This is a genomic window from Micromonospora halophytica, assembly GCF_900090245.1.
Taxonomy (GTDB): Bacteria; Actinomycetota; Actinomycetes; order Mycobacteriales; family Micromonosporaceae; genus Micromonospora; species Micromonospora halophytica.
Genome location: NZ_FMDN01000003.1, coordinates 133,323 through 154,586, shown reverse-complemented (window position 1 = coordinate 154,586; position 21,264 = coordinate 133,323). Strand labels below are relative to the sequence as shown.

At 73.7% G+C, this 21,264-nt stretch carries 21 protein-coding genes; 9 read left to right on the top strand and 12 right to left on the bottom strand.

Annotated elements, in window-relative coordinates:
• On the top strand, positions 1-666 hold the full coding sequence (locus GA0070560_RS05865; protein WP_091292292.1) for a permease prefix domain 1-containing protein: 666 nt from the start codon (positions 1-3) through the stop codon (positions 664-666).
• A 16-nt stretch (positions 667-682) separates the two neighbouring features.
• Here GA0070560_RS05865 and GA0070560_RS05860 read toward each other — a convergent pair whose 3' ends face one another.
• Entirely contained in the window at positions 683-1,024 is a 342-nt protein-coding gene (locus tag GA0070560_RS05860; protein ID WP_091292291.1) for a PadR family transcriptional regulator, read from the bottom strand.
• Positions 1,025-1,142: 118 nt separating this feature from the next.
• On the opposite strand from GA0070560_RS05860, the gene GA0070560_RS05855 reads away from it, so the two are divergent.
• The 3 genes from GA0070560_RS05855 (at position 1,143) to GA0070560_RS05845 (ending at position 5,885) form a co-directional block, all read left to right on the top strand.
• A complete protein-coding gene (locus tag GA0070560_RS05855; RefSeq protein WP_091292289.1) occupies positions 1,143-2,099 on the top strand; it encodes a DNA primase in 957 nt (318 codons plus the stop codon).
• A 42-nt stretch (positions 2,100-2,141) separates the two neighbouring features.
• On the top strand, positions 2,142-4,526 hold the full coding sequence (locus tag GA0070560_RS05850; protein ID WP_091292287.1) for a transposase: 2,385 nt from the start codon (positions 2,142-2,144) through the stop codon (positions 4,524-4,526).
• Positions 4,527-4,658: 132 nt separating this feature from the next.
• Positions 4,659-5,885 carry an ABC transporter substrate-binding protein gene (locus GA0070560_RS05845; protein ID WP_091292284.1) on the top strand — a complete coding sequence of 409 codons (1,227 nt, stop codon included), beginning with the start codon at positions 4,659-4,661 and terminating at the stop codon, positions 5,883-5,885.
• 108 nt (positions 5,886-5,993) lie between these two features.
• Here the strand turns inward: GA0070560_RS05845 and GA0070560_RS05840 are convergent, their stop codons facing one another.
• The 4 genes from GA0070560_RS05840 to GA0070560_RS05825 all read right to left on the bottom strand — a co-directional run bounded on the left by GA0070560_RS05840 (position 5,994) and on the right by GA0070560_RS05825 (position 10,979).
• Positions 5,994-6,587 (bottom strand): GTP-binding protein, encoded by a 594-nt coding sequence (locus GA0070560_RS05840; protein WP_091292281.1) that lies wholly within the window; start codon positions 6,585-6,587, stop codon positions 5,994-5,996.
• A 1-nt stretch (position 6,588) separates the two neighbouring features.
• Positions 6,589-6,966 carry a DUF742 domain-containing protein gene (locus tag GA0070560_RS05835; RefSeq protein ID WP_088973509.1) on the bottom strand — a complete coding sequence of 126 codons (378 nt, stop codon included), beginning with the start codon at positions 6,964-6,966 and terminating at the stop codon, positions 6,589-6,591.
• Between the two features lie 102 nt (positions 6,967-7,068).
• Positions 7,069-7,473 carry a roadblock/LC7 domain-containing protein gene (locus tag GA0070560_RS05830; protein WP_013283992.1) on the bottom strand — a complete coding sequence of 135 codons (405 nt, stop codon included), beginning with the start codon at positions 7,471-7,473 and terminating at the stop codon, positions 7,069-7,071.
• Positions 7,470-10,979, bottom strand: coding sequence for a sensor histidine kinase (locus GA0070560_RS05825; RefSeq protein WP_091292278.1), 3,510 nt, complete (start codon positions 10,977-10,979; stop codon positions 7,470-7,472). Before GA0070560_RS05825 ends, GA0070560_RS05830 begins: the two co-directional genes overlap by 4 nt.
• 277 nt (positions 10,980-11,256) lie before the next feature.
• On the opposite strand from GA0070560_RS05825, the gene GA0070560_RS05820 reads away from it, so the two are divergent.
• Positions 11,257-11,775: an ATP-binding protein gene (locus GA0070560_RS05820; protein ID WP_245675380.1), complete on the top strand. Its 519-nt coding sequence runs from the start codon at positions 11,257-11,259 to the stop codon at positions 11,773-11,775.
• Here GA0070560_RS05820 and GA0070560_RS05815 read toward each other — a convergent pair whose 3' ends face one another.
• On the bottom strand, positions 11,776-12,852 hold the full coding sequence (locus GA0070560_RS05815; protein ID WP_091292274.1) for an adenosine deaminase: 1,077 nt from the start codon (positions 12,850-12,852) through the stop codon (positions 11,776-11,778).
• Positions 12,853-12,964: 112 nt separating this feature from the next.
• On the opposite strand from GA0070560_RS05815, the gene GA0070560_RS05810 reads away from it, so the two are divergent.
• Positions 12,965-13,528 (top strand): RNA polymerase sigma factor, encoded by a 564-nt coding sequence (locus GA0070560_RS05810; protein WP_091292272.1) that lies wholly within the window; start codon positions 12,965-12,967, stop codon positions 13,526-13,528.
• Positions 13,525-14,175 (top strand): hypothetical protein, encoded by a 651-nt coding sequence (locus GA0070560_RS05805; RefSeq protein ID WP_091292270.1) that lies wholly within the window; start codon positions 13,525-13,527, stop codon positions 14,173-14,175. The genes GA0070560_RS05810 and GA0070560_RS05805 overlap by 4 nt, the downstream gene beginning before the upstream one ends.
• A 48-nt stretch (positions 14,176-14,223) precedes the next feature.
• Here GA0070560_RS05805 and GA0070560_RS05800 read toward each other — a convergent pair whose 3' ends face one another.
• The gene (locus GA0070560_RS05800; RefSeq protein ID WP_091292268.1) at positions 14,224-14,637 is read right to left on the bottom strand and encodes a PPOX class F420-dependent oxidoreductase; all 414 of its coding nucleotides are present in this window, start codon (positions 14,635-14,637) and stop codon (positions 14,224-14,226) included.
• Positions 14,638-14,696: 59 nt separating this feature from the next.
• Here GA0070560_RS05800 and GA0070560_RS05795 point away from each other — a divergent pair, with 59 nt between their 5' ends.
• A complete protein-coding gene (locus GA0070560_RS05795; protein ID WP_091292966.1) occupies positions 14,697-15,194 on the top strand; it encodes a MarR family winged helix-turn-helix transcriptional regulator in 498 nt (165 codons plus the stop codon).
• Between the two features lie 80 nt (positions 15,195-15,274).
• Positions 15,275-16,135 carry a putative RNA methyltransferase gene (locus GA0070560_RS05790; protein WP_091292964.1) on the top strand — a complete coding sequence of 287 codons (861 nt, stop codon included), beginning with the start codon at positions 15,275-15,277 and terminating at the stop codon, positions 16,133-16,135.
• 1 nt (position 16,136) lies between these two features.
• Here the strand turns inward: GA0070560_RS05790 and GA0070560_RS05785 are convergent, their stop codons facing one another.
• The 5 genes from GA0070560_RS05785 to GA0070560_RS05765 all read right to left on the bottom strand — a co-directional run bounded on the left by GA0070560_RS05785 (position 16,137) and on the right by GA0070560_RS05765 (position 21,246).
• Entirely contained in the window at positions 16,137-16,826 is a 690-nt protein-coding gene (locus GA0070560_RS05785; RefSeq protein WP_170839300.1) for a DUF4272 domain-containing protein, read from the bottom strand.
• Between the two features lie 126 nt (positions 16,827-16,952).
• On the bottom strand, positions 16,953-18,233 hold the full coding sequence (locus tag GA0070560_RS05780) for a thymidine phosphorylase (protein ID WP_091292264.1): 1,281 nt from the start codon (positions 18,231-18,233) through the stop codon (positions 16,953-16,955).
• A gap of 135 nt (positions 18,234-18,368) precedes the next feature.
• A complete protein-coding gene (locus GA0070560_RS05775) occupies positions 18,369-19,076 on the bottom strand; it encodes a cytidine deaminase (RefSeq protein ID WP_091292262.1) in 708 nt (235 codons plus the stop codon).
• A gap of 92 nt (positions 19,077-19,168) precedes the next feature.
• Positions 19,169-20,077: a hypothetical protein gene (locus tag GA0070560_RS05770; RefSeq protein WP_139131447.1), complete on the bottom strand. Its 909-nt coding sequence runs from the start codon at positions 20,075-20,077 to the stop codon at positions 19,169-19,171.
• A 179-nt stretch (positions 20,078-20,256) separates the two neighbouring features.
• A complete protein-coding gene (locus tag GA0070560_RS05765; RefSeq protein ID WP_245675379.1) occupies positions 20,257-21,246 on the bottom strand; it encodes an SGNH/GDSL hydrolase family protein in 990 nt (329 codons plus the stop codon).
• Positions 21,247-21,264 lie beyond the last annotated feature (18 nt).

The following is a 21,264-nucleotide window of genomic DNA, read 5'->3' as shown; positions in this document are numbered from 1 at the left end:
ATGCGTGGGGGCGACGGCGTGGAGGAGCGGCTGCGTGAGCTGGCCGACCGGCTGCACGGGCCGGCCCGGCTCAAGGCCGAGCTGATCGTCGAGCTGCGCCACGCGCTGAGCGACGCCGCCGAGGCGTACCGGGAGGGTGGGCTGCCGGCGACGGAGGCGCAGCGCCGGGCGGTGGCCGAGTTCGGCACCCCGGCGCAGCTCGTGCCCGCCTACCAGGCGGAGTTGGCGGCGGGGGCGCTGCGCGGGCTGTCGCTGCGGGCGTTCGCGGTGGCCGTGGTCCTGGTCGTCGCCGGCGACCTCACCTGGCAGGGGTCGAGTTGGAGCGGCGGCCCACCGCCACCCGAGGGCTACCTGCTCCTCTCCGCGTCGCTGAACTGGATCTGGCTGACCGTCGCCGGTCTCGCCCTGGCCGGGTTGGCGCTCGGCACGCGGCTGGCACGCCGGGGCCGGGCGGGTGTCCCGGCGTCGGGACGGCTGATCGGGCTGGGGCTCAGCGGCGCGCTCGCGCTCGGCGCGCTCGCCGGGGTCGCCCTGTTCGCGTGGTCGCTGGGGATCTGGGAGGCCGCGCTGACCTGGCCGCCGATGCTCGTCGGAGCGGTGCTGGTCGGCGCTGCCTACTTCAGTCTGGGCCGGGCCGCCCGCAGCTGGCTGGTCGCCGCCCGTTGAGTCGGGCGGCAGCGGTTCAGACGGGGGTGGCCGGCGGGGTGTCGGGGCCGAGGAAGCGCCCGACGGTGGCGCTGAACTCGTGCCAGCCCTGCCGCTGGACCGCCAACGCCCGGCGGCCCGAGTCGGTGAGCTCGTAGGTGCGCCGTTCCCGGCCGTTCACCGTGCTCCAGGAGCTGACCACGTGACCGGCCCGCTCCAGCCGCCGCAGCGCCGGGTAGATCGTGCCGGTGGGGAGATCCAGGCTGCCGTCGCTGCGGGCGCGCAACGCCTCGATGATGGCGTAACCGTGCAGCGCGCCCCGCTCCAGCACCGCCAGCAGCAGCGCGTCGAGGTGTCCGTGCAGCGACTGGGCCTTCATACGTAGCTAGGCTACTTGTCGGTCATACGGACCGCCAGCGGGGTGCGGGGTCGGCACCCGACGGACGGACCACTAGGGTATGTGCCCAGAGTCACTGGCCGGCGCGAGCCGCCGGCCAGTGCGCAACCCGACGCACACGGAGGTCAGCGTGGCCCGCCAGTCGCCCCAACGGCCCGACGCCGACGAGCCCGAGCTCGACGCCACCGACGGTCCGGTCGAGACCGCGGCGGAGCGCGGCACGATCGACCGCTCCCTCTGGGACGAGGTGCGGATCGACCCGGTGGAGATCGCGCTGCCCGCCGGCACCGGCTTCACGCTCCGGGCGTACCGGCCGGCCAGGGAGCTGACCCCGACCGACGTCGCCGAGCGCGACTCCGACGACCCCTTCCTGGCCCGCCGTCAGGTCGTCGAGACCGAGGACGAGGACGAGGAGGTGGTGATCCTCGACGAGGAGTTCGCCGCGCTCACCGCCGAGGAGGACGAGGACGAGGAGAAGGCCACCCGCCGCAAGAGCGCCGGTGACGCCACCGACTCGACCGACGACGAGGAATCCGACGAGGATGCCGACGAGCAGGACGAGGCGGGCGACGAGGAGGTGCCGCTCTTCCTGACCCACAAGGGCCGGCTGCTGCTCTTCAAGTCACCCGAGGCGCTTGTCAGTTTCATCCGGTCCGGCGCACCCAACGACATGTCCCAACTGGACAGCTGGAATGAACTGTCCGAACGGGTGGAACCGGCCGACGTCGTACCCCTCGACGAGGACACGTACGAGCTGGACCTGGTCGTGGAGAACCTGCGCGGCGGGCACGACACCTGGGACCCGGCGCTGCTGATCGAGGCCGGCGAGGTGGCCCGTGACGTGGCGTACGCGCTGCGGCTACCGGCGGTGCTGGACATGCTCTCCGCCGGATCCAGCCTGGACGATCTGGACGAGGCGCTACGCGCTTCTGTCAATGGCGGGATCGGAGGATTCTTCGGTCGGCGGCGGCTGAAGAAAATCGGGGCACAAACCGCGAGTTTGGGTTGGCGCACCATTGTCGGCAAGATCTCTGCCGTCGTGGACTGGCGCGACTGACCCCGAACGGGGAGCATCAGTCTCTGGCCGACAACAGGACCTGTGTCCCGGGAGGAGGACGACGCCGTGGCGCTCGTGCGCGTGTACTGCGGTCTGGCCTCGGCGGATCCGGCCGACCGACCGGCATCGACCGGTTCGGCGCTGACGTCCGCTGTGGTCGACGACGCAGGCCGTCTGCTGCATGTCTGCGAGATCGGTGACGACCCGGCGGGCTACGCCCGGCTGGTCGCGCTGCTCGTGGAGCGGTCGGGCGGGCCGAGTGGCGTGGCGATCGCGGCCGACAGCGACGACCACACGGTCACCTCGCTGCTGAGCGCCGCCGGGCGTCCACTCGCCATCGCGGACGACGACTCGGTCGACGACTTCGCCGAGCGCTTCGCCGACGACGACTCCCTGGAGGAGATGCAGTCCCCACCGGCCGAGCGGCGGGCGGTGGGCCTGGCCCGCGCCCTCCAGGCCGGCGCGCTCTCGGCGGTCACCCTCCCCGCCCCCCGTGACCTGGCCGGCTACAAGCAGGTCCTGGCGGCGCACGCCGCCCTCTCCAGCGGCCGCCACTCGGCCGCCGTGGCACTGCGCGAGGTCCTGCGCGAGCTCTACCCGGCCGCCCTGCGGGCATACCCGGACCCGGCCGAGCCGGTGTCGCTGGCCGTCCTGGACGCCCTGCCGGAGCCCGGCATGCTGGCCGGCACGACGGCCCAGGGCCGGGAGGTCTCCGTCGCCGCCGACGCGGTGGCCGCCCACCTGGCCGCCGACGGCGTGGCGGAAGTCGAGGAGATCGACGCCGCGGTGACCGCGCTGCGGGTGGCCATCTCCGAGACGCCCCGCCGCGCCACCGTCAACCGGGCGCTCACCTCCGCCGTCGCCGAGACCGTCCGGCAGGCCGTCGCCGCGGTGCGCGCCTGTGACGACGGCTGCCAGGCCCTGGTCGGCGCGCTCGGCGCCCGGGTCACCCCCGCCCCGGCACCCGGCCGCCGGGCCGCCGCCCGCCGTGGCGAGACGGTCGGCGAACTGCCCGGCGGCGGCAGCCCGTCCGGGCTGCGCCCCGTCCGGCCCGCCGAGCCCGAGCCGCCCGTGGCCACCGGGCGGCGCAGCCGCCCCGAGCCGGTCTCCGGCGGTGCCCTGCCGACCCGGCCCCGGCCGATGGGCCCGCCGCCGGTCGCCCCCAGCCCCGTCGCGCCGCCGCCGGTCGCCCCGCAGCCGGTCACCCCGGCCGCGTCCGCGCGGCCCGCCTCCGCGCCGCCCGCCCGTACCGAGCCCGCCATGCCGGTGGTGCGCCGTGGGGTGGACGCTCCCGCCAACCGTCCGGTCTCCGCGCCGCCCCCACCGCCGCCCGGCATTACGCCGATCGCGCCCACGCAGCGCGGCAACGTGCCTCCCGCGGAGGCCGGTGAGCCGTTCCGGCCGACCTTGACCACGGCGGCGATCAACAGCGCCCGCGCCGAGCGGCAGCGCACCGTGATCCCGCCCCGCCCGAAGACCAACGGCGCGCTCTCGGCGCCCACCGGTGGCTTCAGCGCGACCGACCTGAACGTGCCGGTGCCGACCCCGCGCCCCGAGCCGGAGGCCGCGCCGCCGGGCTCCCGGGCCAACTGGCCGCTGGTCAACAACCCGGACGAGCCGGCCGACGGTCCCGCCGACACGCCGACGCCGCCGTACGGCGAGCGCGCCGGCCGGCCGACGGACGCCCCGGCCGAGTCCGGTGCCCAGCGGCGGGTGACCCCGCCCTGGCTCGCCGACGACCTGCCGCAGGAGCCGCCGATGCTGCGGCTCGTGGAGCCACCACCGCTGGCCGACCGGGCGCTGCGCGGCGGCCTCAATCCGCCCACCGATCCGGGCCTGGAGACGCCCCCGCTGCGCCTGGTCGACCGCGAGGAGGCGGGCCGTGGCGGCCGTGCCGCCCGCGCCGACCGGCCGAACCCCGAGCGCCGTCCGGACCCGGTCGAGCGCCGGCCCGCGCCGATGGAGCACCGGCCCCCGCCGATCTCGGACGAGGGTGACGGCGACCTGCTGATCTTCGCCCAGGCCAGGTCCGCCTGGTTCGTCGGGCACGGCGAGGAGGCGGAGTCGGAGCTGGACTGGTCGACCACCGCGGACACCGGCTGGCAGGCCGCCGAGCAGGCGGCCCGCCCGGCCGTCGGCGCGGAGACCTCCGCCGGCCTGCCCAAGCGGGTCCCGCAGGCCAACCTGGTGCCCGGCTCACCGCTGCGCGACGAACGTCCGCTGCGGATCGTCCGGGACGCGGCGAGCCTCGCCGAGAACACCACCGGCTACTTCCGCGGCTGGCGTCGCGGTCAGGAGATCGGCGGGTTCGCGGTGGGTGGGCGCCCGGGCCGGGAGTCGGCCGGCGGCTGGGACTTCAGCCGCGACCCGGCCGAGCGCGACGACGACCGGGAGTACGAGTTCCGGTCCGCCGGCTACCGCTCCTGAGCGTCGCAGAAGCGCCTTCCACCTGCGTGTTCCTACCCACACCCGGGTAATTTGACGCCGGGTCGCGGCGGCCGGGAGCATACCGGCGGAACCGTCGGCGACAGGTGACGCCGGGGTGGGAAGGCGACTCCAATGGCGACACCGATGACCGACTCCACCATGCTCACCCGACGGGGAGTGCTCAGCGCGGCGGCCGGTGCCCTGCTGCTCAGCGGCTGCGGGCCCACCACCGCACAGGACGACGCGGAGCCGGACGGCAGCGCCTCCCCGGGCGGCCCGGAGCTGTTGATCGGGGTCAGCCTGGAGCTGACCGGCCGTGGCGCCGCCCTCGGCGTGCTCCAGGAGCGGGCCCTGCGGATCAGCCTGGAGGACATCAACGTCGAGCGGGTCCAGGTGGGCAACCTGCGTCGCAGCGTACGGCTGCTGGTGCGGGACAACCGGGGCGACGCCCGGCTCGCAGCCCGGCAGACCACCGACCTGATCCGCGACGACCACGTGCACGCCCTGCTCGGCACCACGCTGCCCGAGACCGCCATGGCCGTGGCGGGGGTGGCGCAGCGGCTGCGCACCCCGTTCGTCTCCCTCGCCCACGGCGACGGCATCGTGCTGCCGCTGGCCCAGCGGACCTTCAGCTACAAGCTGACCCCGGACGCGGCCGATGTGGCCCGCCGGCTGGCCCAGCTCGCCCGCTCGGAGGGCCTGGAGCGGGTGGCGTTGCTGGCCGCCGACGGGCTGCACGGCGACTCCGGGGTCCGGGCCGTGACGGCCGCCCTGCGGACCGTCGGGCTCGAACTGGACCGGGCGGTACGGCTCCCCCGCGGCGGCGCCGACTTCGCCGACGCCGCCGAGAAGACGGTGGCCGACGAGCCGGACGGCGTGATCCTCTGGTCCGCGGCCCCGGACACCGGCAGCGCCGCCCGGGCACTGCGCCGGGCCGGCTGGCGCGGGCCACTGTTCCTCGACGCCGCAGCCGTGGCCGAGGAGACCCTCGAGGGCAGCAACGCGACCGCCGTGGAAGGCGCGTACGCGGTGCATCCGGCCTGCCTGGGTGGCTCCACCCTCACCAACACCACCACGGCGGCGCTGGCCCGTCGGGACTTCGTGTTCCGCTACATCCAGCAGCACGGCGGGTTCAGCGGTTTCGCCCCGTACGCCTCGGACGCGCTCCGGCTCATCGCGGACGCGGCCCGGCTGTCCACCAGCATCGACCGGGGCCGGATCCGGGCGTTCCTGCAGACGCTGGTCACCGACGGCCTGGTGGGCCCGTACGCGTTCACGCCCATCCGGCACAGCGGGTTCGAGCGCGACTCGTTGGGCGTCTACACGGTGTCCGGGGGAAGCTGGGTCCGGATCTCCTGAGCGCCGCCCGCGGGTGACCAGCCACTCCGCGACGCCGGGCGGGGCGGTCGAGGACGCGAAGACGCGCCCGGTGACGGCCGGAGCCGCCATCGGGCGCGTCGGGAGCGGTCAGGCGGGCGCGACCGCGCGCGAGCGACGCATGGTCAGCACGTACTCGACCAGCGAGATCAGCACGTGCTTGGTCGACTCCCGGTTACGGGCGTCGCAGGCCACCACCGGCACGTCGTGCGGGATCGCCAGCGCGTCCCGGACGTCCTGCGGGTCGTGGTACTGCATTCCGTCGAAGCAGTTGATGGCCACCAGGTACGGCAGCCGCCGGTGCTCGAAGAAGTCGATCGCCGCGAAGCAGTCGGCCAGCCGGCGGGTGTCGACCAGGACCACGGCGCCGATCGCACCACGCACCAGTTCGTCCCACATGAACCAGAACCGCGTCTGGCCAGGCGTACCGAACAGGTACAGGATCAGGTCCCGGTCGATCGAGATACGACCGAAGTCCATCGCCACGGTGGTCGTCGTCTTGCCCGGCACCTGCCGGGTGTCGTCGACGCCCACGCCGGCGGAGGTCATGATCGCCTCGGTGGTCAGCGGCGTGATCTCCGAGACCGAACCGACCAGCGTCGTCTTGCCGACGCCGAAACCACCGGCGATAACGATCTTCGCCGACGTCACGCGCCCGCTCGGGGCCGGCGGCCGGTGCGACATGTCAGAGCCTGCGAAGTCCACTCAGCACCCTCTCCAGCAGTTCAGTGCCCACCGCGTCGTCCGAGTCGTCCAGAATGGTCGGCTCGTGGACCGCGACCAGGCCGTCCGTCGCCATGTCGGCGATGAGCACCCGGGCCACACCCAGTGGGAGCTGCATCCGCGCCGCGATCTCGGCCAGCGACTGCACGCGTCCGTCACACAGCGCGGCGATGTACTGGTGCTCGCGGCCCTGGCCGCCGTTGCCACTGGCAGCGGCGCGACCGCGCACCGTCGTCTCGACGAGCGCCTCCAGGGCGATGTCGAGCCGGGGACGGGTACGACCACGGGTCACGGCGTATGGACGGACCAGCGCTCCGGTCGGTTCGTCACGATCGGCCATGTCGCCGCTCACCTCCTTCGTACCCGGCACCGGCTCTCGCCCGGTGGCACCCGTCGTTGTTGTCGTGTCGTTGCCGCCGTGCCGACCACCTGGTCAGCTCGGTCAGCCCATCATCCCGACAGCCGTGCGCGGCTGCGGCGTCAGCGCGTCGCCCACCCGGTCGACGAGGAGGGCCATCTCGTAGCCGACCTGGCCGACGTCACAGCTACGGGCGGCCAGCACCGCGAACGAGGAGCCGTCCGAGATGGACATCAGGAACAGGAAGCCGTTGTCCATCTCGACCACGGTCTGCAGCACCGCGCCGCCCTCGAAGCAGCGGGCCGCGCCCTGGGTCAGGCTGACCAGACCGGAGGCGATGGCGGCCAACTGGTCGGCCCGGTCCCGCGGCAGGTCTCGTGACGACGCGAGGAGCAGGCCGTCCGCGGAGACGGCGACCGCGTGCGCGACACCGGGCACCCGGTCGGCGAAGTTGGCGAGCAGCCAACCGAGATCCTGCGTAGTTGTCATCCTTCTTGCTCCTTCTGCCCGCTCCCGGCCGCCGGGCCGAAGCCAGGCTGCGAGGAATGCTGCCCTCCCGGAGTCGCCTCCGGGTTGGTGGGGTTGCTGTCCGAGGGGTTGCTGCGACCGCGCTGCACGCCTCGATGGTAGGCGGAGAGCAGACCGCGCACGGCCTCCGGTGTACGCCGCTGCACCGAGGGGGCCGGCTTCTCCACCGCCCCGGGCACGAGCTGCGCCATCGGCGTCCGCTTCGGCAGGCCGGTCTGCGTGGTCGCCGCCACCGGCACCTCGGAGGCGGCGACGGCGGCGCGCCAGCCGTCGTCGGCCGCGGTCTGCCAGCCCGGGGACTGCGGCGGGGCAGGCCGGCGGTTGGGCAGACCGTCGGTGTGCCCGGGGTGGGTGCCCCCGTTCGCCGCCGAGCCGTCGTCGAACGGTGTCCCGCCGGCGGTCGGAGTGTTTGCCATCGGTGCGACACCTGCCGTCCATGGTGCGGTGTTCTGGACGGGCCGACCGGCAGCGTCGACGGCGGGCATCTGCTGGGTCGCGGTGCCGTTGGACGCCTTCGCTCCGGCCGCCTCCTCGGGGCCCGGCTTACGGGTGCGGAACCAGGCCGACTCCAGCTCCCTGAAGATCGGCAGCTCCATCGTCTCGTCCGCGTACCGCTGCCGGTTCGCCGTCTCCTGCGGGGTCGGCGGCCGGTTGACCGGCGCGGCCTGGCCGGCACGCGGCTGCGGGACGGCAGGCTGCCGTGCCGGCGGCGGGGTGGCCGGGGCCGACGCCACCGGCGGGGTGGTCGGGGCCGACGGCTCGGGGCGGGCCACCCGGGGCAGCTCCGTGGTCATGTCGAGCGCGGCGGCGAGCCGCTCGGGCACCGGCGGGGCGGCCGCGTCCCGCTCGGGGTTGGCCACCGGCGGCCAGGCCGGCGGCGCTCCCGCGCCGGGCGGGGTCTGCCGGGGCGGCACGGAGACCGGCGCGGCCGACACCGGCTGGCCGGAGACCGGGGCGGCGGAGACCGGCTGGCCCGAGACCGGGACGCCGGAGACCGGCGGCAGCGGCGGGGCAGAGACCGGCGGCACCATCGGGGGCGCGGAGACCGGCGGGAACGGCGGTGCGCTGTACGGACGCGCCTCGGGGCTGGGCGGCAGCTGCCGCGGGACCCCCGGCTGCTGACCGGTGACCGCCGGGTCGCCGTCGGAGGAGCGCCGCTGCGGCAGCGGATCGATCGGCTGCCCGTTGGCGGTCCGCGGGGCGAAGCTGTCGTTGCCGTTGATCCCGCTGGCGCCGGTCAGGTCCGACCAGGCCGGCATGGCACGCCCACCGCCGGCGTTGGCCGGAGCGCCATTGCGCTGCGCCGGGTCGAACGGCCGGCCGCCGAGGGTGATCTGGTTGCCGGACTCTCCGGTGCGCGGAGCCGGCGGCGTCGGGGCGTTGCCGAGCGCGGGCAGCGCACCGAAGACCGGTGTCGGGCCGGGCTGCGGCGGGGCGGGCGTGCCGGCGGGCAGCGCGGCGGCCTGCGGGCCCCGGCCGGAGAGCGCCCGGGGCACCAGCACGGAGGTGGGCATGGTGACCTCGGCGACCGTGCCACGGTCGGAGCCGGGGCGCAGCTCGACCTTGACGCCGTGCCGGGACGCCAGGCGGGCGACCACGACCAGACCCATCATCCGGGAGACGGCGACGTCGACCTGGGGCGGCGTGCCGAGCCGCTCGTTGAGGTCGGCCAACTGCTCGGCGCTGATGCCGATGCCGTGGTCCTCGACGTAGAGGGTGGCCCGGTCCCCGATCCGGCGTGCCTCGACCATGACCTGCGAGTCCGGCGGCGAGAAGGCGGTCGCGTTGTCGAAGAGCTCCGCGATCAGGTGCACCATGTCGTTGACCGCGTGGGCCGCGACCTCGATGTCCCGGTCGATGACCCCGAACTCGATGCGGGTGTAGTGCTCGACCTCGGACTGCGCGGCGCGCAGCACGTCGATCAGGGCGGCCGGCTCACGCTGGACGCGGGTGGAGTCGGCGCCGGCGAGGACCAGCAGGTTCTCGTCGTTGCGGCGCATCCGGGTGGCCAGGTGGTCGAGCTGGAACAGCTCGGCCAGGCGGTCCGGGTCCTCCTCGCCGCGCTCCAGCCGGTCGAGGTGGCCGATCAGCCGGTCGACCAGGATCTGCGAGCGGCGGGCCAGGTTGACGAACATCGTCGCGACGGAGGAGCGCAGTGCGGCCTGCTCGGCGGCGGTGCGGACCGCTTCCAGGTGGACCGCGTTGAACGCCTCGGTCACCTGGCCGAACTCGTCCTTGCTGCGCACCGGCAGCGGCTCGGCGATCTGGTTGGCGAGCTGGACCGGGGAGAGCTGACCGGTGACCTGCGGGTCGCGCAGCCGGGCCACCGCCTGAGGCAGGCCGTACTGGGCGACGGAGAGGGCGCCCTGGCGCAGGTCGCGCAGCGAGCGCGCCATCGAGCGGGCGACCAGGTACGCGAAGAGGATGGCCAGCAGCAGCATGCTCAGCAGCAGGCCGGTCTGCAGGAAGACGGTGCGCTGCACGTCCGAGCGCAGTTCGTCGGCCTGGCGGACCACGTTGCCGTCGAGCTTGACCTCGACGGTGCGGATCAGCGCGGCGTTGGAGACCATGGCCGCGTCCCACTGGTCCGGACCGAAGGGCACCCCGGCGATGCTCTCGTTGGAGCGGCTGTCCATCCAGCCGCTGTAGTTGTCGGCCTGGCGCCGGTCGGCGCCGGTGACGGTCTGCGTGAGGAACTCCCGCTCGGCCCGGGTCGCCACCGACTGGAAGGTCTGCAGGGCCAGGCTCTCACCGGCCTGGCTGGCGATGTAGTCCCGGCGCAGCGGCGAGATGTACGCCTTCTGGATGAGCACCTGGTGCACCGCGACGCGGCGCAGCGACAGGAACTCCTTGGAGCGGGCGACGGCGGTGGCGGCGCGCATCCGGTCGCTCAGGTCGTTGTCGCCGGCGAGCTGGGTGACCGAGTCCCGGATGCTGATCAGCTGGTCGATCAGGCCCTGGTACGACCCGACGGCGTTGCTGATGGTCAACTTGCCGTTGTAGACCTGGCTGCGGGTGCCCGGCAGGTCGGTCAGCTCCTGGTCGATCCGGTCGAGCAGGGTCTCCAGGCTGCCCGGGAGGTCCTTCAGCTGGGCCCGCTGCCGCAGGTACGGCAGCTTGGACTGGTCGACCCGGGAGTTGACCCGGTTGTACGCCTCCTGGTATTGCTCCCGTGCCTGTCCCTTCGGCGAACCGAGCAGCAGGACCGCGGAGGTGCGCTCGTCCTGGAGGCTGTTGACCAGGTCACCGGAGTGGCCGACGAGATTCGCCAGGTCACCGGCCCGGTTGGCGTTGTTGAGCGTCTGCAGGTTGTCGACCAGGCCACTGGTGCCCACCACGACCGTGGCGATGGTCGGCACGATCATGATGAGACCGAGCTTGGACCAGATCGGCATGTCGCGGAGTCGGCCGGCCGGCCGACGCAGACGCGACAGGAAGGAGCCTGCCGTCTTTGGTCGTTTGCTCACGTCACCGCCCTCGCGATTGCAGCGTCCCCGCGTTGCCCCGGGCAACGCCCAGCGACCGACCCGGCGGGTCGGACCCCCGAGATTCCATCACGCCGCCTCAGAAAGAGAAAGCCCAGGTTGGCGGTCGCTGAGGGTGTGATGAGATGTTGATGCAATTTGATAGCAATCCGTCTGGCCGGAGTTACCGAACGTAATGGAATACCGTCACCGCGTCGTCCTCCTCGCCGGCCCTTCCGGCTCCGGAAAGTCGTACATAGCGCAGCGAACCGGACTTCCGGTGCTGTGTTTGGACGACTTCTACAAGGACGGCGATGACCCTACGTTGCCGCGCCACGACGGGCTGGTGGACTGGGACTCGCCGGAGTCCTGGGATGCCGGAACAGCCGTGGAAACAATTGCCCGACTGGCCCATGAGGGCAAGGCCGAAGTGCCGGTTTATGCGATCGGTGCCGACCGCCGGGTGGCCACCCGGCCGTTCCAGGTGACCGGATCGCCACTCTTCATCGCCGAAGGGATCTTCGCCGCCGAGATCGTCGAGGAGTGCCGCCGCCGAGGGCTGCTGGCCGGGGCGTACGCGCTGCGCCGCCCGCGCGGGACCACCTTCGTCCGGCGGCTCGCCCGGGACCTGGCGGAGCAGCGCAAGGCGCCGAAGGTGCTGATCCGGCGCGGGGTGGCGCTGCTGCGGGCGGAACCGGCGGTGCTGCGCCGACAGACCGGTCTGGGGGCCGAGGCCGCCCGGGCCGGCGAGATCCTGCAGCGGGTGGCCGGCATGGTCGCCGGCCACCCGCGACAGTGATCAGCCCAGCAGCTTCGCGTACGCCGGCTTGATCACCTCGTCGATGATCTCCAGCCGCTCGTCGAACGGGATGAAGGCGCTCTTCATGGCGTTGATGGTGAACCACTGGAGCTCCTTCCAGCCGTAGCCGAAGGCCTCCACCAGCAGCGCCATCTCCCGCGACATCGAGGTGCCGCTCATCAGCCGGTTGTCGGTGTTCACCGTCACCCGGAACCGCAGGTCACGCAGCAGGCCGATCGGGTGGTCGACGATCGACGCGGCGGCGCCGGTCTGCACGTTCGACGACGGGCAGAGCTCCAGCGGGATGCGCTTGTCCCGGACGTACGCGGCCAGCCGGCCCAGCACCGGCCGCTGACCGGGGGTGATGTCGTCCACGATCCGTACGCCGTGGCCCAGCCGGTCGGCGCCGCACCACTGGATGGCCTGCCAGATCGAGGGCAGGCCGAACGCCTCGCCGGCGTGGATGGTGAAGTGGAAGTTCTCCCGCTGGAGGTACTCGAAGGCGTCCAGGTGCCGGGTGGGCGGGAAGCCCGCCTCGGCGCCGGCGATGTCGAAGCCCACCACGCCGGTGTCCCGGTGCCGGACGGCCAGCTCGGCGATCTCCTGCGAACGGGCGGCGTGCCGCATCGCGGTCAGCAGGGTGCCGATCCGGATCGGCGTGCCGGCCTCGGCGGCCTGGGCGGCGCCCTCGGTGAAGCCGGCCACCACGGCCTCCACCACCTCGTCGAGGGTGAGGTTCTGTTCGAGGTGCTGCTCCGGGGCGAACCGGACCTCGGCGTAGACCACCCCGTCGGCGGCCAGGTCCAGCGCGCACTCACGGGCCACCCGGCGTAGTGCCGGCGCGGTCTGCATGACGGCGACGGTGTGCGCGAACGTCTCCAGGTAGCGCTCCAGCGACCCCGAGTTGGCGGCGTCGACGAACCAGCGGCCGAGTGCCTCCGGATCGGTGGTGGGCAGTTCGTGGCCCACCTCGGCGGCGAGTTCGACGACCGTCGCCGGCCGCAGGCCGCCGTCGAGATGATCGTGCAGCAGCGCCTTCGGGACCTTGACGATGTCCTCGTATCGGATTGCGACCATGCTCAGACCCTAGTCAGCCCCACGACCCGGCCCGGGACGGGACCGGCCGGCGGCGCGCCGGCGTGAACCGCACCACCCCGTACGGACATGACAGGGGCAGGGAGGGCGCGACATGACTGACGACCGACAGCTCTGGGCCCAGAGCGTCGACGGCGACACCACGGCGTTCGGCACGCTCTTCGAGCGGCACGCGGACGCGGTGTTCGGGTACTGCCTGCGACGTACCGGGTCCTGGTCGGCCGCGGAGGACCTGGTCTCGGTGGTGTTCCTGGAGGCCTGGCGGCGGCGGCACGCGATGGTGCCGTACGGCGAGAGCGTGCTGCCGTGGCTCTACGGCATCGCGCTCGGGGTGAGCCGCAACCACCACCGGTCGCTGCGACGGCACCGGGCGGCGCTGGACCGGGTCCCACCGCCCGCACCCTCCGCCGACCACGCCGAGGTGGTCGCCGAGCGGGTGGACGCGGAACGCCGGGTGGCCGCCGTGCAGCGTCACCTCGCCCAGCTCCCCAGGCGTGACCGGGAGGTGGTGGAGGCGTGCGTGTGGCTCGGGCAGACCCAGGCGGAGGCCGCCGTCATGCTCGGCATCCCACTCGGCACCGTCAAGTCCCGGCTGGCCCGGGCCCACCGTCAACTGCGCACCGGCGTGCTCGCCGACCTCGCGATGGAGGACCGATGAACCACGATCCGCTCCGTCCGGACCTGCCGCACCTGCCCGCCGACCGGATCCGGGTACGCCGTGACGCGCTGCGCCGGGAGATAGCGCCGGCGGAGACACGGGCGGCGCCCGCGCGGCGGAGGTGGGCCGCCGTGGCCGGCGCCGGGCTGGCCACCCTCGCCGCCGCCGGCGCGGCGGTGGTCCTCGCCGACCGGGTCCAGCCGCCCCCCGCCGGCACCGCCACCGTCCCCGCCGCCGGGCCGACCGTGGGCCCGGACGGCACTCTGCTGGTGCGGCAGGCGGACATGGCCGACCCGACCGCGGCCAACGCCGAGCTGCGTCGGGTGGGGGCCCGCGCGCTGCTGGTCACCACCCGAACCGAGGCGGACTGCCCGCGCGCGGACCGGGGCACCGAGGCGCGGGTCGACATGCGTACCGGGTTCGGCTCGGACGCGGCGGTCACGCTGCCCGCTGGCGGCGGCGTGCTGATCCACCCGGACCGGGTCCCGGAAGGGTTGCTGCTCGCCGTGCACCTGCGGCCGGAACCGGTCAACGACAGCCGGCTGTCCGGCTGGGCGTTCTACCGGCTGCCCGGGCCGCGCTGCGTGGTCACGGGCGCGACCCGGTCGTTCGACGACCCCGCCCTGGGCACGCCGGGGCACGACTGATCCAGGGGGCAGCCGGTCGCGGCACGGGGCGCGACCGGTTGCCCCCGGTCAGGGACGCCAGCCGTACACCCGCTCCACGGCGAGCCGGACGACCAGCCGGCCGTCCGCGACCATCGCGGCCCGGTACTCCGCCCAGTCGGGGTGCTCCCCCCGGATGCGGCGGTAGACCTCGACCAGTTCCTCCACGGTGGCATCGTCCTCCGCCGCGGCGGGTGGGGACAGGGTGGCCGTGGCCTCGGCGACGGCGTACGCGCCGCCGTCGGCGGTGGTGACGTGGAAGCTGGCCCGGGGGTCGCGCCGCAGGTTGCGCGCCTTGGCCCGGTCACCGGTGGTGGAGCAGCGGATCAGGCCCGGTTGGGCGAGGTAGTCGACGTTGGACAGTTGCGGACGACCGTCGCGGCGCAGCGTCACGAGCACCCCGCGACCGCGCTCGCCGAACAACTCCCACAGTGTGGTTGACATGTCATCGACCGTAGGGCGATGTTCGATGACATGTCAACCAAGTGGGTACCATCGCCGGCATGGACGCACCACGCTGGCTGGACGGGCGCGAGGACCGGGCCTGGCGGGGCTACCGCCGGATGCGCCGGCTGCTCGACCTCGAACTGGCCCGCGACCTGGCCCGCGACGCCGGCCTCTCCGAGCCCGACTACGACGTCCTCTCCGACCTCTCCGAGACCCCGGACGGGCGACTGCGCCTCAGCGAGCTGGCCGACCGGATGCTCTGGTCCCGCAGTCGCCTCTCCCACCACCTCGCCCGGATGCGGCAGCGCGGCCTGGTCGACCGGGAGGAGTGCGCCACCGACGGCCGGGGCACGGTGGTGGTCCTCACCGCCCAGGGGCGCCGGGCGATCGAGGCCGCCGCGCCCGGCCACGTCGCCGCCGTCCGCCGGCACCTGATCGACCTGCTCGAACCGGACGAACTGGCCGCCCTCGAACGGTTCACCCACCGGGTCGTCGACCGGCTCGCCGCCGGCCGCGCCCCCCGCGACGACACCGACGCCCCGACCGACGGCTGACCTGCCTCGACGTCCGACCCGCCCCGGGCACGTAGGCTTCCCGGGTGACCGCGTCGCATCCGTCCGACCAGCCGGTGACCGTGACGCACCCGCAGGTCCTCGCGCGGCTGCGCTGTCCGGTCTGCGCCGAACCGGTGGCCGAGGCCGCCACCGGCGGCACCCGCACCCTGCGCTGCCCGCGCCGGCACAGCTTCGACGTGGCCCGCCAGGGGTACGTCAACCTGCTCACCGGCCGCGCACCGCACGTCGGGGACACCGCGCAGATGGTCGCCGCCCGGGCCGACTTCCTGGCCGCCGGGCACTACGACGTCGTCTCCGCCGCCCTGGCCGATGCGGCGCGGCCGGTGGCCGGGCAGATCACCGGGGCGTACCCGCTGGTGGTGGACGCCGGGGCGGGCACCGGCCGGCACCTCGCGGCGGTGCTGGCGGCGCTGCCCGACGCCGTCGGTCTGGCCCTGGACGTCGCCAAGCCGGCGCTGCGCCGCGCGGCCCGCGCCCACCCGCGGGCCGCCGCCGCGCTGGCCGACACCTGGCAGCGGCTGCCGCTGGCGGACGCCTCGACGGCCGTGCTGCTCAACGTCTTCGCCCCGCGCAACGGTGCGGAGTTCCACCGGGTGCTCGACCCGGCCGGGGCGCTGCTGGTGGTCACCCCGACCGGGGCGCACCTCGCCGAACTGGTGGACGCGCTCGGCCTGCTCCGGGTCGACCCGGCCAAGGCCGACCGGGTCGCCGACAGCCTCGCCGGTCACTTCACCCCGGAACGCGACGGGACGCACACCGCCCGGCTCACGCTGACCGGCGACGAGGTGGCGACGCTGGTCGGGATGGGACCGAGCGCCTGGCACACCGACCCGCAGCGGCTCGCCGCACGGATCGCGGCGCTCCCCCGGCCGGTCGAGGTCACCGCCGAGGTCCGGCTCACCGTGTGGCGGCCGCGCTGACTCAGGTGGAGAGGTCGACCTCTTCCCAGCCCGGCGGCTCGTCGTGGTACGGCCCGCGCAGCACCACCGCCCACTCCAACGCCCAACGCCGCTGCCCGATGGCGTTGGCGTCGACCAGGCCCGGCAGCCGCCGACCGGCCCGCTCCGTCTCCAGGTAAGCCCAGTCCAGGCAGTAGTGCAGGTCGAGCAGGGCGGCGGCGTCCGCCGGGTGCTGCGGCGCGGCGAGAATGCGGGCCCGCCACTGCCCGAACAGCTCCCCGCCGGCCAGGTGCGGCATCCGCTCCACCAGCCGCTCGTCCACCGGTATCGTCGGGTCGAGCTGCTTGGTCAGACCGAGCACCCAGGCCAGCGAGAAGAGCGCGTCGTGGTGCAGCACGAAGGAGCGGTGGTCGCCCTTGCCGCCCATCACGAACTCGCACTCGGGCGGCGTGACCATGTCCACCAGGTGTGAGGCGAGCAGCCACTCCATCGCCGCTCGCGGCGGCATCCCGAAGCAGCGGGCCAGGATCAGGTGCAGGACGGCGATCCGCGCCTCGATCTCGCCGGTGGGGCGCAACTCGATCTCGTCACCCGGCTCCCACACCAGCGGGAACTGCGCGGGCGGCAACGGCAGGCGCAACCGGGACAGCTCGTCCAGGCTCGCGTCACGGACTTCCCGGGGGTCGGGGGCGGGTACGCGCACAGCTTGCATCCCTGTCTGCTCACATCCGGCGTGACGCCGGTCCATCCCCCCTGACCAGGGAGGATAGCCGTCCGGGCGGGCCGGCACCATGGCACCGGCACGGCCGTCGGCCGACCGGCCCCGAGGGCCGACCGTTCAGCCGATCCGCTCGATGACCAGCGAAGACGCCGTGGACGGGGCCGGCGCGATGCGGACCGCCCGCTCGGCCTCGGCCCGGGCCGCCGGAATCCGGGTGGCCTGGTCGGCACGGAGCTCGTAGAGCGGGTCGCCGACCCGCACCGGGTCACCGGGACGCTTGTGCAGCACCACACCGGCGGCGGCGCTGACCGGGTCCTCCTTGCGGGCCCGTCCGGCGCCGAGCCGCCAGGCGGCCACCCCGATCGCGTACGCGTCGACCGACTCGACGAAACCGTCGGCCTCGGCGCGGACCACCTCGACCTCGTTGGCGGTCGGCATCGGGGCGTCCGGGTCGCCGCCCTGGGCCCGGACCATCGTCCGCCAGGAGTCCATCGCCCGCCCGTCGCGCAGCGCGGCGGCCGGGTCGGCGTCCGGCAGGCCGGCCGCGTCCAGCATCTCCCGGGCCAGCGCCAGGGTCAGCGCCACCACGTCGGCGGGCCCACCACCGGCCAGCACCTCCACCGACTCGGTCACCTCGACCGCGTTGCCGACGGTCAGGCCGAGCGGGGTGGACATGTCGGTGAGCAGGGCGACCGTCCGCACGCCGTGCGCGCCGCCCAGCTCGACCATGGTGCGGGCCAGCTCGCGGGCGTCGTCGACGGACTTCATGAACGCGCCGGAGCCGACCTTGACGTCGAGCACCAGCGCGCCGGTCCCCTCGGCGATCTTCTTGCTCATGATCGAGCTGGCGATCAGCGGGATCGCCTCGACGGTGCCGGTGACGTCGCGCAGCGCGTACAGCTTGCGGTCGGCCGGGGCGAGCCCCTCGCCGGCCGCGCAGATCACCGCGCCGACGTCGCGCAGCTGGGCGATGAACTCGTCGTTGCTCAGCGCGGCCCGCCAGCCGGGGATCGACTCCAGCTTGTCCAGGGTGCCGCCGGTGTGCCCCAGGCCGCGCCCGGACAGCTGCGGCACCGCGCCGCCGCAGGCGGCGACGAGCGGGGTGAGCGGCAGCGTGATCTTGTCACCGACACCGCCGGTGGAGTGCTTGTCCACGGTCGGCCGGGCCACCGGGGAGAGGTCCAGCCGCTCGCCGCTGGCGATCATCGCGGCGGTCCACCGGGCGATCTCCGGCGCGGACATGCCACGCAGCAGGATCGCCATGGCCAACGCCGACATCTGCTCGTCGGCGACCAGCCCCTTGGTGTACGCATCGACCACCCAGTCGATCTGGGCGTCGCTCAGCACACCCCCGTCCCGCTTGGTCCGGATGACATCAACCGCCGTAAACGCACTCATCAGATGATCTTTCTCCAGTCGTTGCAGATACCGACCCACGGACAGCGACCACCGAGGGATGGGCCCGACCGTGCCCGGCGGAGGGATCAAGCCTGACCGCCCGGAGCCGGGCACGGTCGGGCCCATCCCCCAAGCTCAAGAAGCAGACCAGCGTACGGGGATCTCCATCGGCGGTTCCCCCTCACCCGCCCAGAAGATGGTGCCCGACGCGTCCACCACCACGACCCGGGGCGTACGGGCCAGCCCCCAGGTGATCGCCTCGGCCGGGTCGTCCCAGCTCGGGCCCTCCTCCAGCACGCCGGTCTCGGCGCCCTCGTCGCCCGCGGACCGCTCCCAGTACGCCGTCCAGACCTGCTGTCCGGCGGACATGTCGGGGTGCGCGAAGACGGTGCCCCGACCCCGCCAGGCGGCCAGCCGGTCGGGCACCACCGGGACGGGGTGTTCCCCGGTGACCGCCTCGATGTCGGCCACGTCGAAGGCATGCGGCAGCAGCTCGGCCATCCGCAGCGGCCGGCCCTTCGTCTCCACCAGGCAATCCGGGCCGCCGTTCTCCCAGAGCAGTTGCCGGCACCGGCCGCAGGGCATCAGCGGCTCGCCGGTGGCGTCGACGCAGGACATGGCGACCAGCCGGCCGCCCCCGGTGGCGTGCAGGGACGACACGACTCCGCACTCGGCGCAGAGGGTGACGCCGTAGCCGGCGTTCTCCACGTTGCAGCCGACCACGATCCGCCCGTCGTCGACCAGGGCGGCCGCGCCGACCGGGAACTTGGAGTACGGCACGTACGCGTGCCGCATCACCTCGGTGGCGGCGGCCCGCAGCCGCTCCCAGTCAATCTCGGTCATCCCATGATTCTGCCGTAATGCTCCTGGTGGGGCGCGGGAAGGGGGTCCCGATCCTCCGCCGGACCGCCCCCTCGTCGGGGTGTCGACGACGGTCAGCCGCCGCTCGACTCCACCAGTTGGCGCGGGCTGACCTCGGTCAGGTTCGCCGCCGCCGCGTCCACGTCGGCGGCCGGCGCACCGACACCCGGGTCGACGACGACCAGCGCGTCGCCCCGCCGCAGCAGGTGCACGCGGTCCGTGCGCTCGAGCCGTAGCCAGTGCTCCGCCCTCACGAGCTGACAGGGCGGTGCGACCGCCGGGTCGACGGCGAACCGGCGGGCGTCGAGGTCGCCTGTGGTCGGGCCGCAGTGCGCGGGCGGCGCGAAGCCGGCCGGAACGGGGATGGTCCAGACCGTGATGGAATGCTGTCCCCCGCTCAGCGTCACGGTCAGCACTCGGTCACGCTGGTTCGGGTGGGCGGCGACCAGCCGGTAGCCGTGCACCCGGGTGACCGTCAGGGGCAGCCCAAGCCGGGCGAAGGCTTCCGCCCGGCCGTTCTGCCGCGCGGCCTGATACACGACGGGCACCAGGCCGAACGGGACCACCAGCAGCAGCACCGCCGCCAGCACCTGCACGACCAGCGGCAGCCGGGCCACCGCCAGGAAGACGCCGAGCGCAAACCCGGTGCCGCCGAGCAGTGCGGCGAGCCCGCCACTCGGGGGCAGCCAGCGAGGCTGGGCCGCCTCCCAGAGCAGCAGGGCGTCGGCGGCGACCACCGCGCCCAGCAGCGCCGACGGCGCCGCCCGGTCCGCGCCGGCCAGCCGCAGCACGAACCAGACCAGTGCCGTCACCACCAGCGGCCCGATCAGGAGCGCGGGGAGACGCCAGCTCATGCAGTCGCCGATCACCGTGGGCTCGCAACTCGCCTGGAACCGCAGTTCGGTACGCCAGGCGGAAGCCCACACCGCCGCGCCCAGCGCACCCGGCACCGCTGCTGCGACGGCCCTCTCTATCACTTCCACTTCGTCCTCTCCGTCCGTGGGGCCCGGCCGGGGATCGACCGAGCCCCACGACGCTGTCACCAGGTGTAGCCGTACAGGCTGAAATAGTTGCTCAGGATCCGGGCGTACGCCAGGTTGCCGTCCCGGTTCGGGTGCATCGTCTCCATGCTGGACAACTGCTGCGGGTCGCCGTCGTCGTCCTAGAACGCGTCACCGGGCACCGCCGCGTGCAGGTACTCCGGACTGCCGCAGATGCCGTGCCCGGCGAACTCGCTGCGCGCGTCCATGCCGTGCACTTTGTTGACGGCATCCGACGGCAGGATCGCCGTCAGTTGGTCGGCAAGGCTGTTGAGGAACGCCGTCTCGTTCTCCGAGAACCCGAACGGGATGTCCGGTGGCAACGTCACCGCGTACCGGCAGCCATTCTCGAACAGGTGCGGGTAACCCATTACGAAGATCCTCGCGTTCGGCGCCCTCAGCCGGATCTGCCGGACCACCTCCTGCACGGAATTCTTTACGTCGCCCGCGATGAGCTCCTGCTGCTGCTTCCACAGCGGCTGGTCGTCACCCTCCATGTAGTAGTCCGGGGCGCTGCAGTCGATATCCGTCGCGCAGGACATGCCGATCTTGGAGAACCGGGCATCGTTGCCACCGATGGACAGCATCACCGCCGTGGTGTTCGCGTTGAGCGATCCCTGATCGAGCTGCGCCACCTCGCCGTACTTGCTCCGGCTCAGCAGGTCGAGTGTCACAGCGCCGCTGCACGCCACAAACTGCGCGTCGATGCTGGGATTGTTCTGCGCGGCCAGCGTCCCGATGTTGGCCGACGCCCCCGGGATGACGGCTTGTTGCGACCACGCGTGCGGGCTGCGCCGGCACGAGTTGCGGGACGGTTCGTCGTCGCCGTACTGGTTGCTGACCCGGGTGTAGTCTCCCGCCCCCTCTCCGGAAGAGTACGAGTCGCCGAGCGCCACCACGAAGTGCCGGGGCTTGCTGGCCAGCGGCTGGACGGCGATGGCGTCCCAGACGACGTCCTGCACCCCGGTGCCGTCCAGAGTAAAGTTGCTCAGCTGCACCGACGGGGTCCCGGTCCCGGTGAAGTCGAAGACCCCGAGGTTCACCCACTTGTTCGACTCCCACTGGGTGGGGATGGTCCGGTGTTCGGTCGTGCCGTCCGGCCGGCGGATCACGTACTTGGCCTGCCGTCA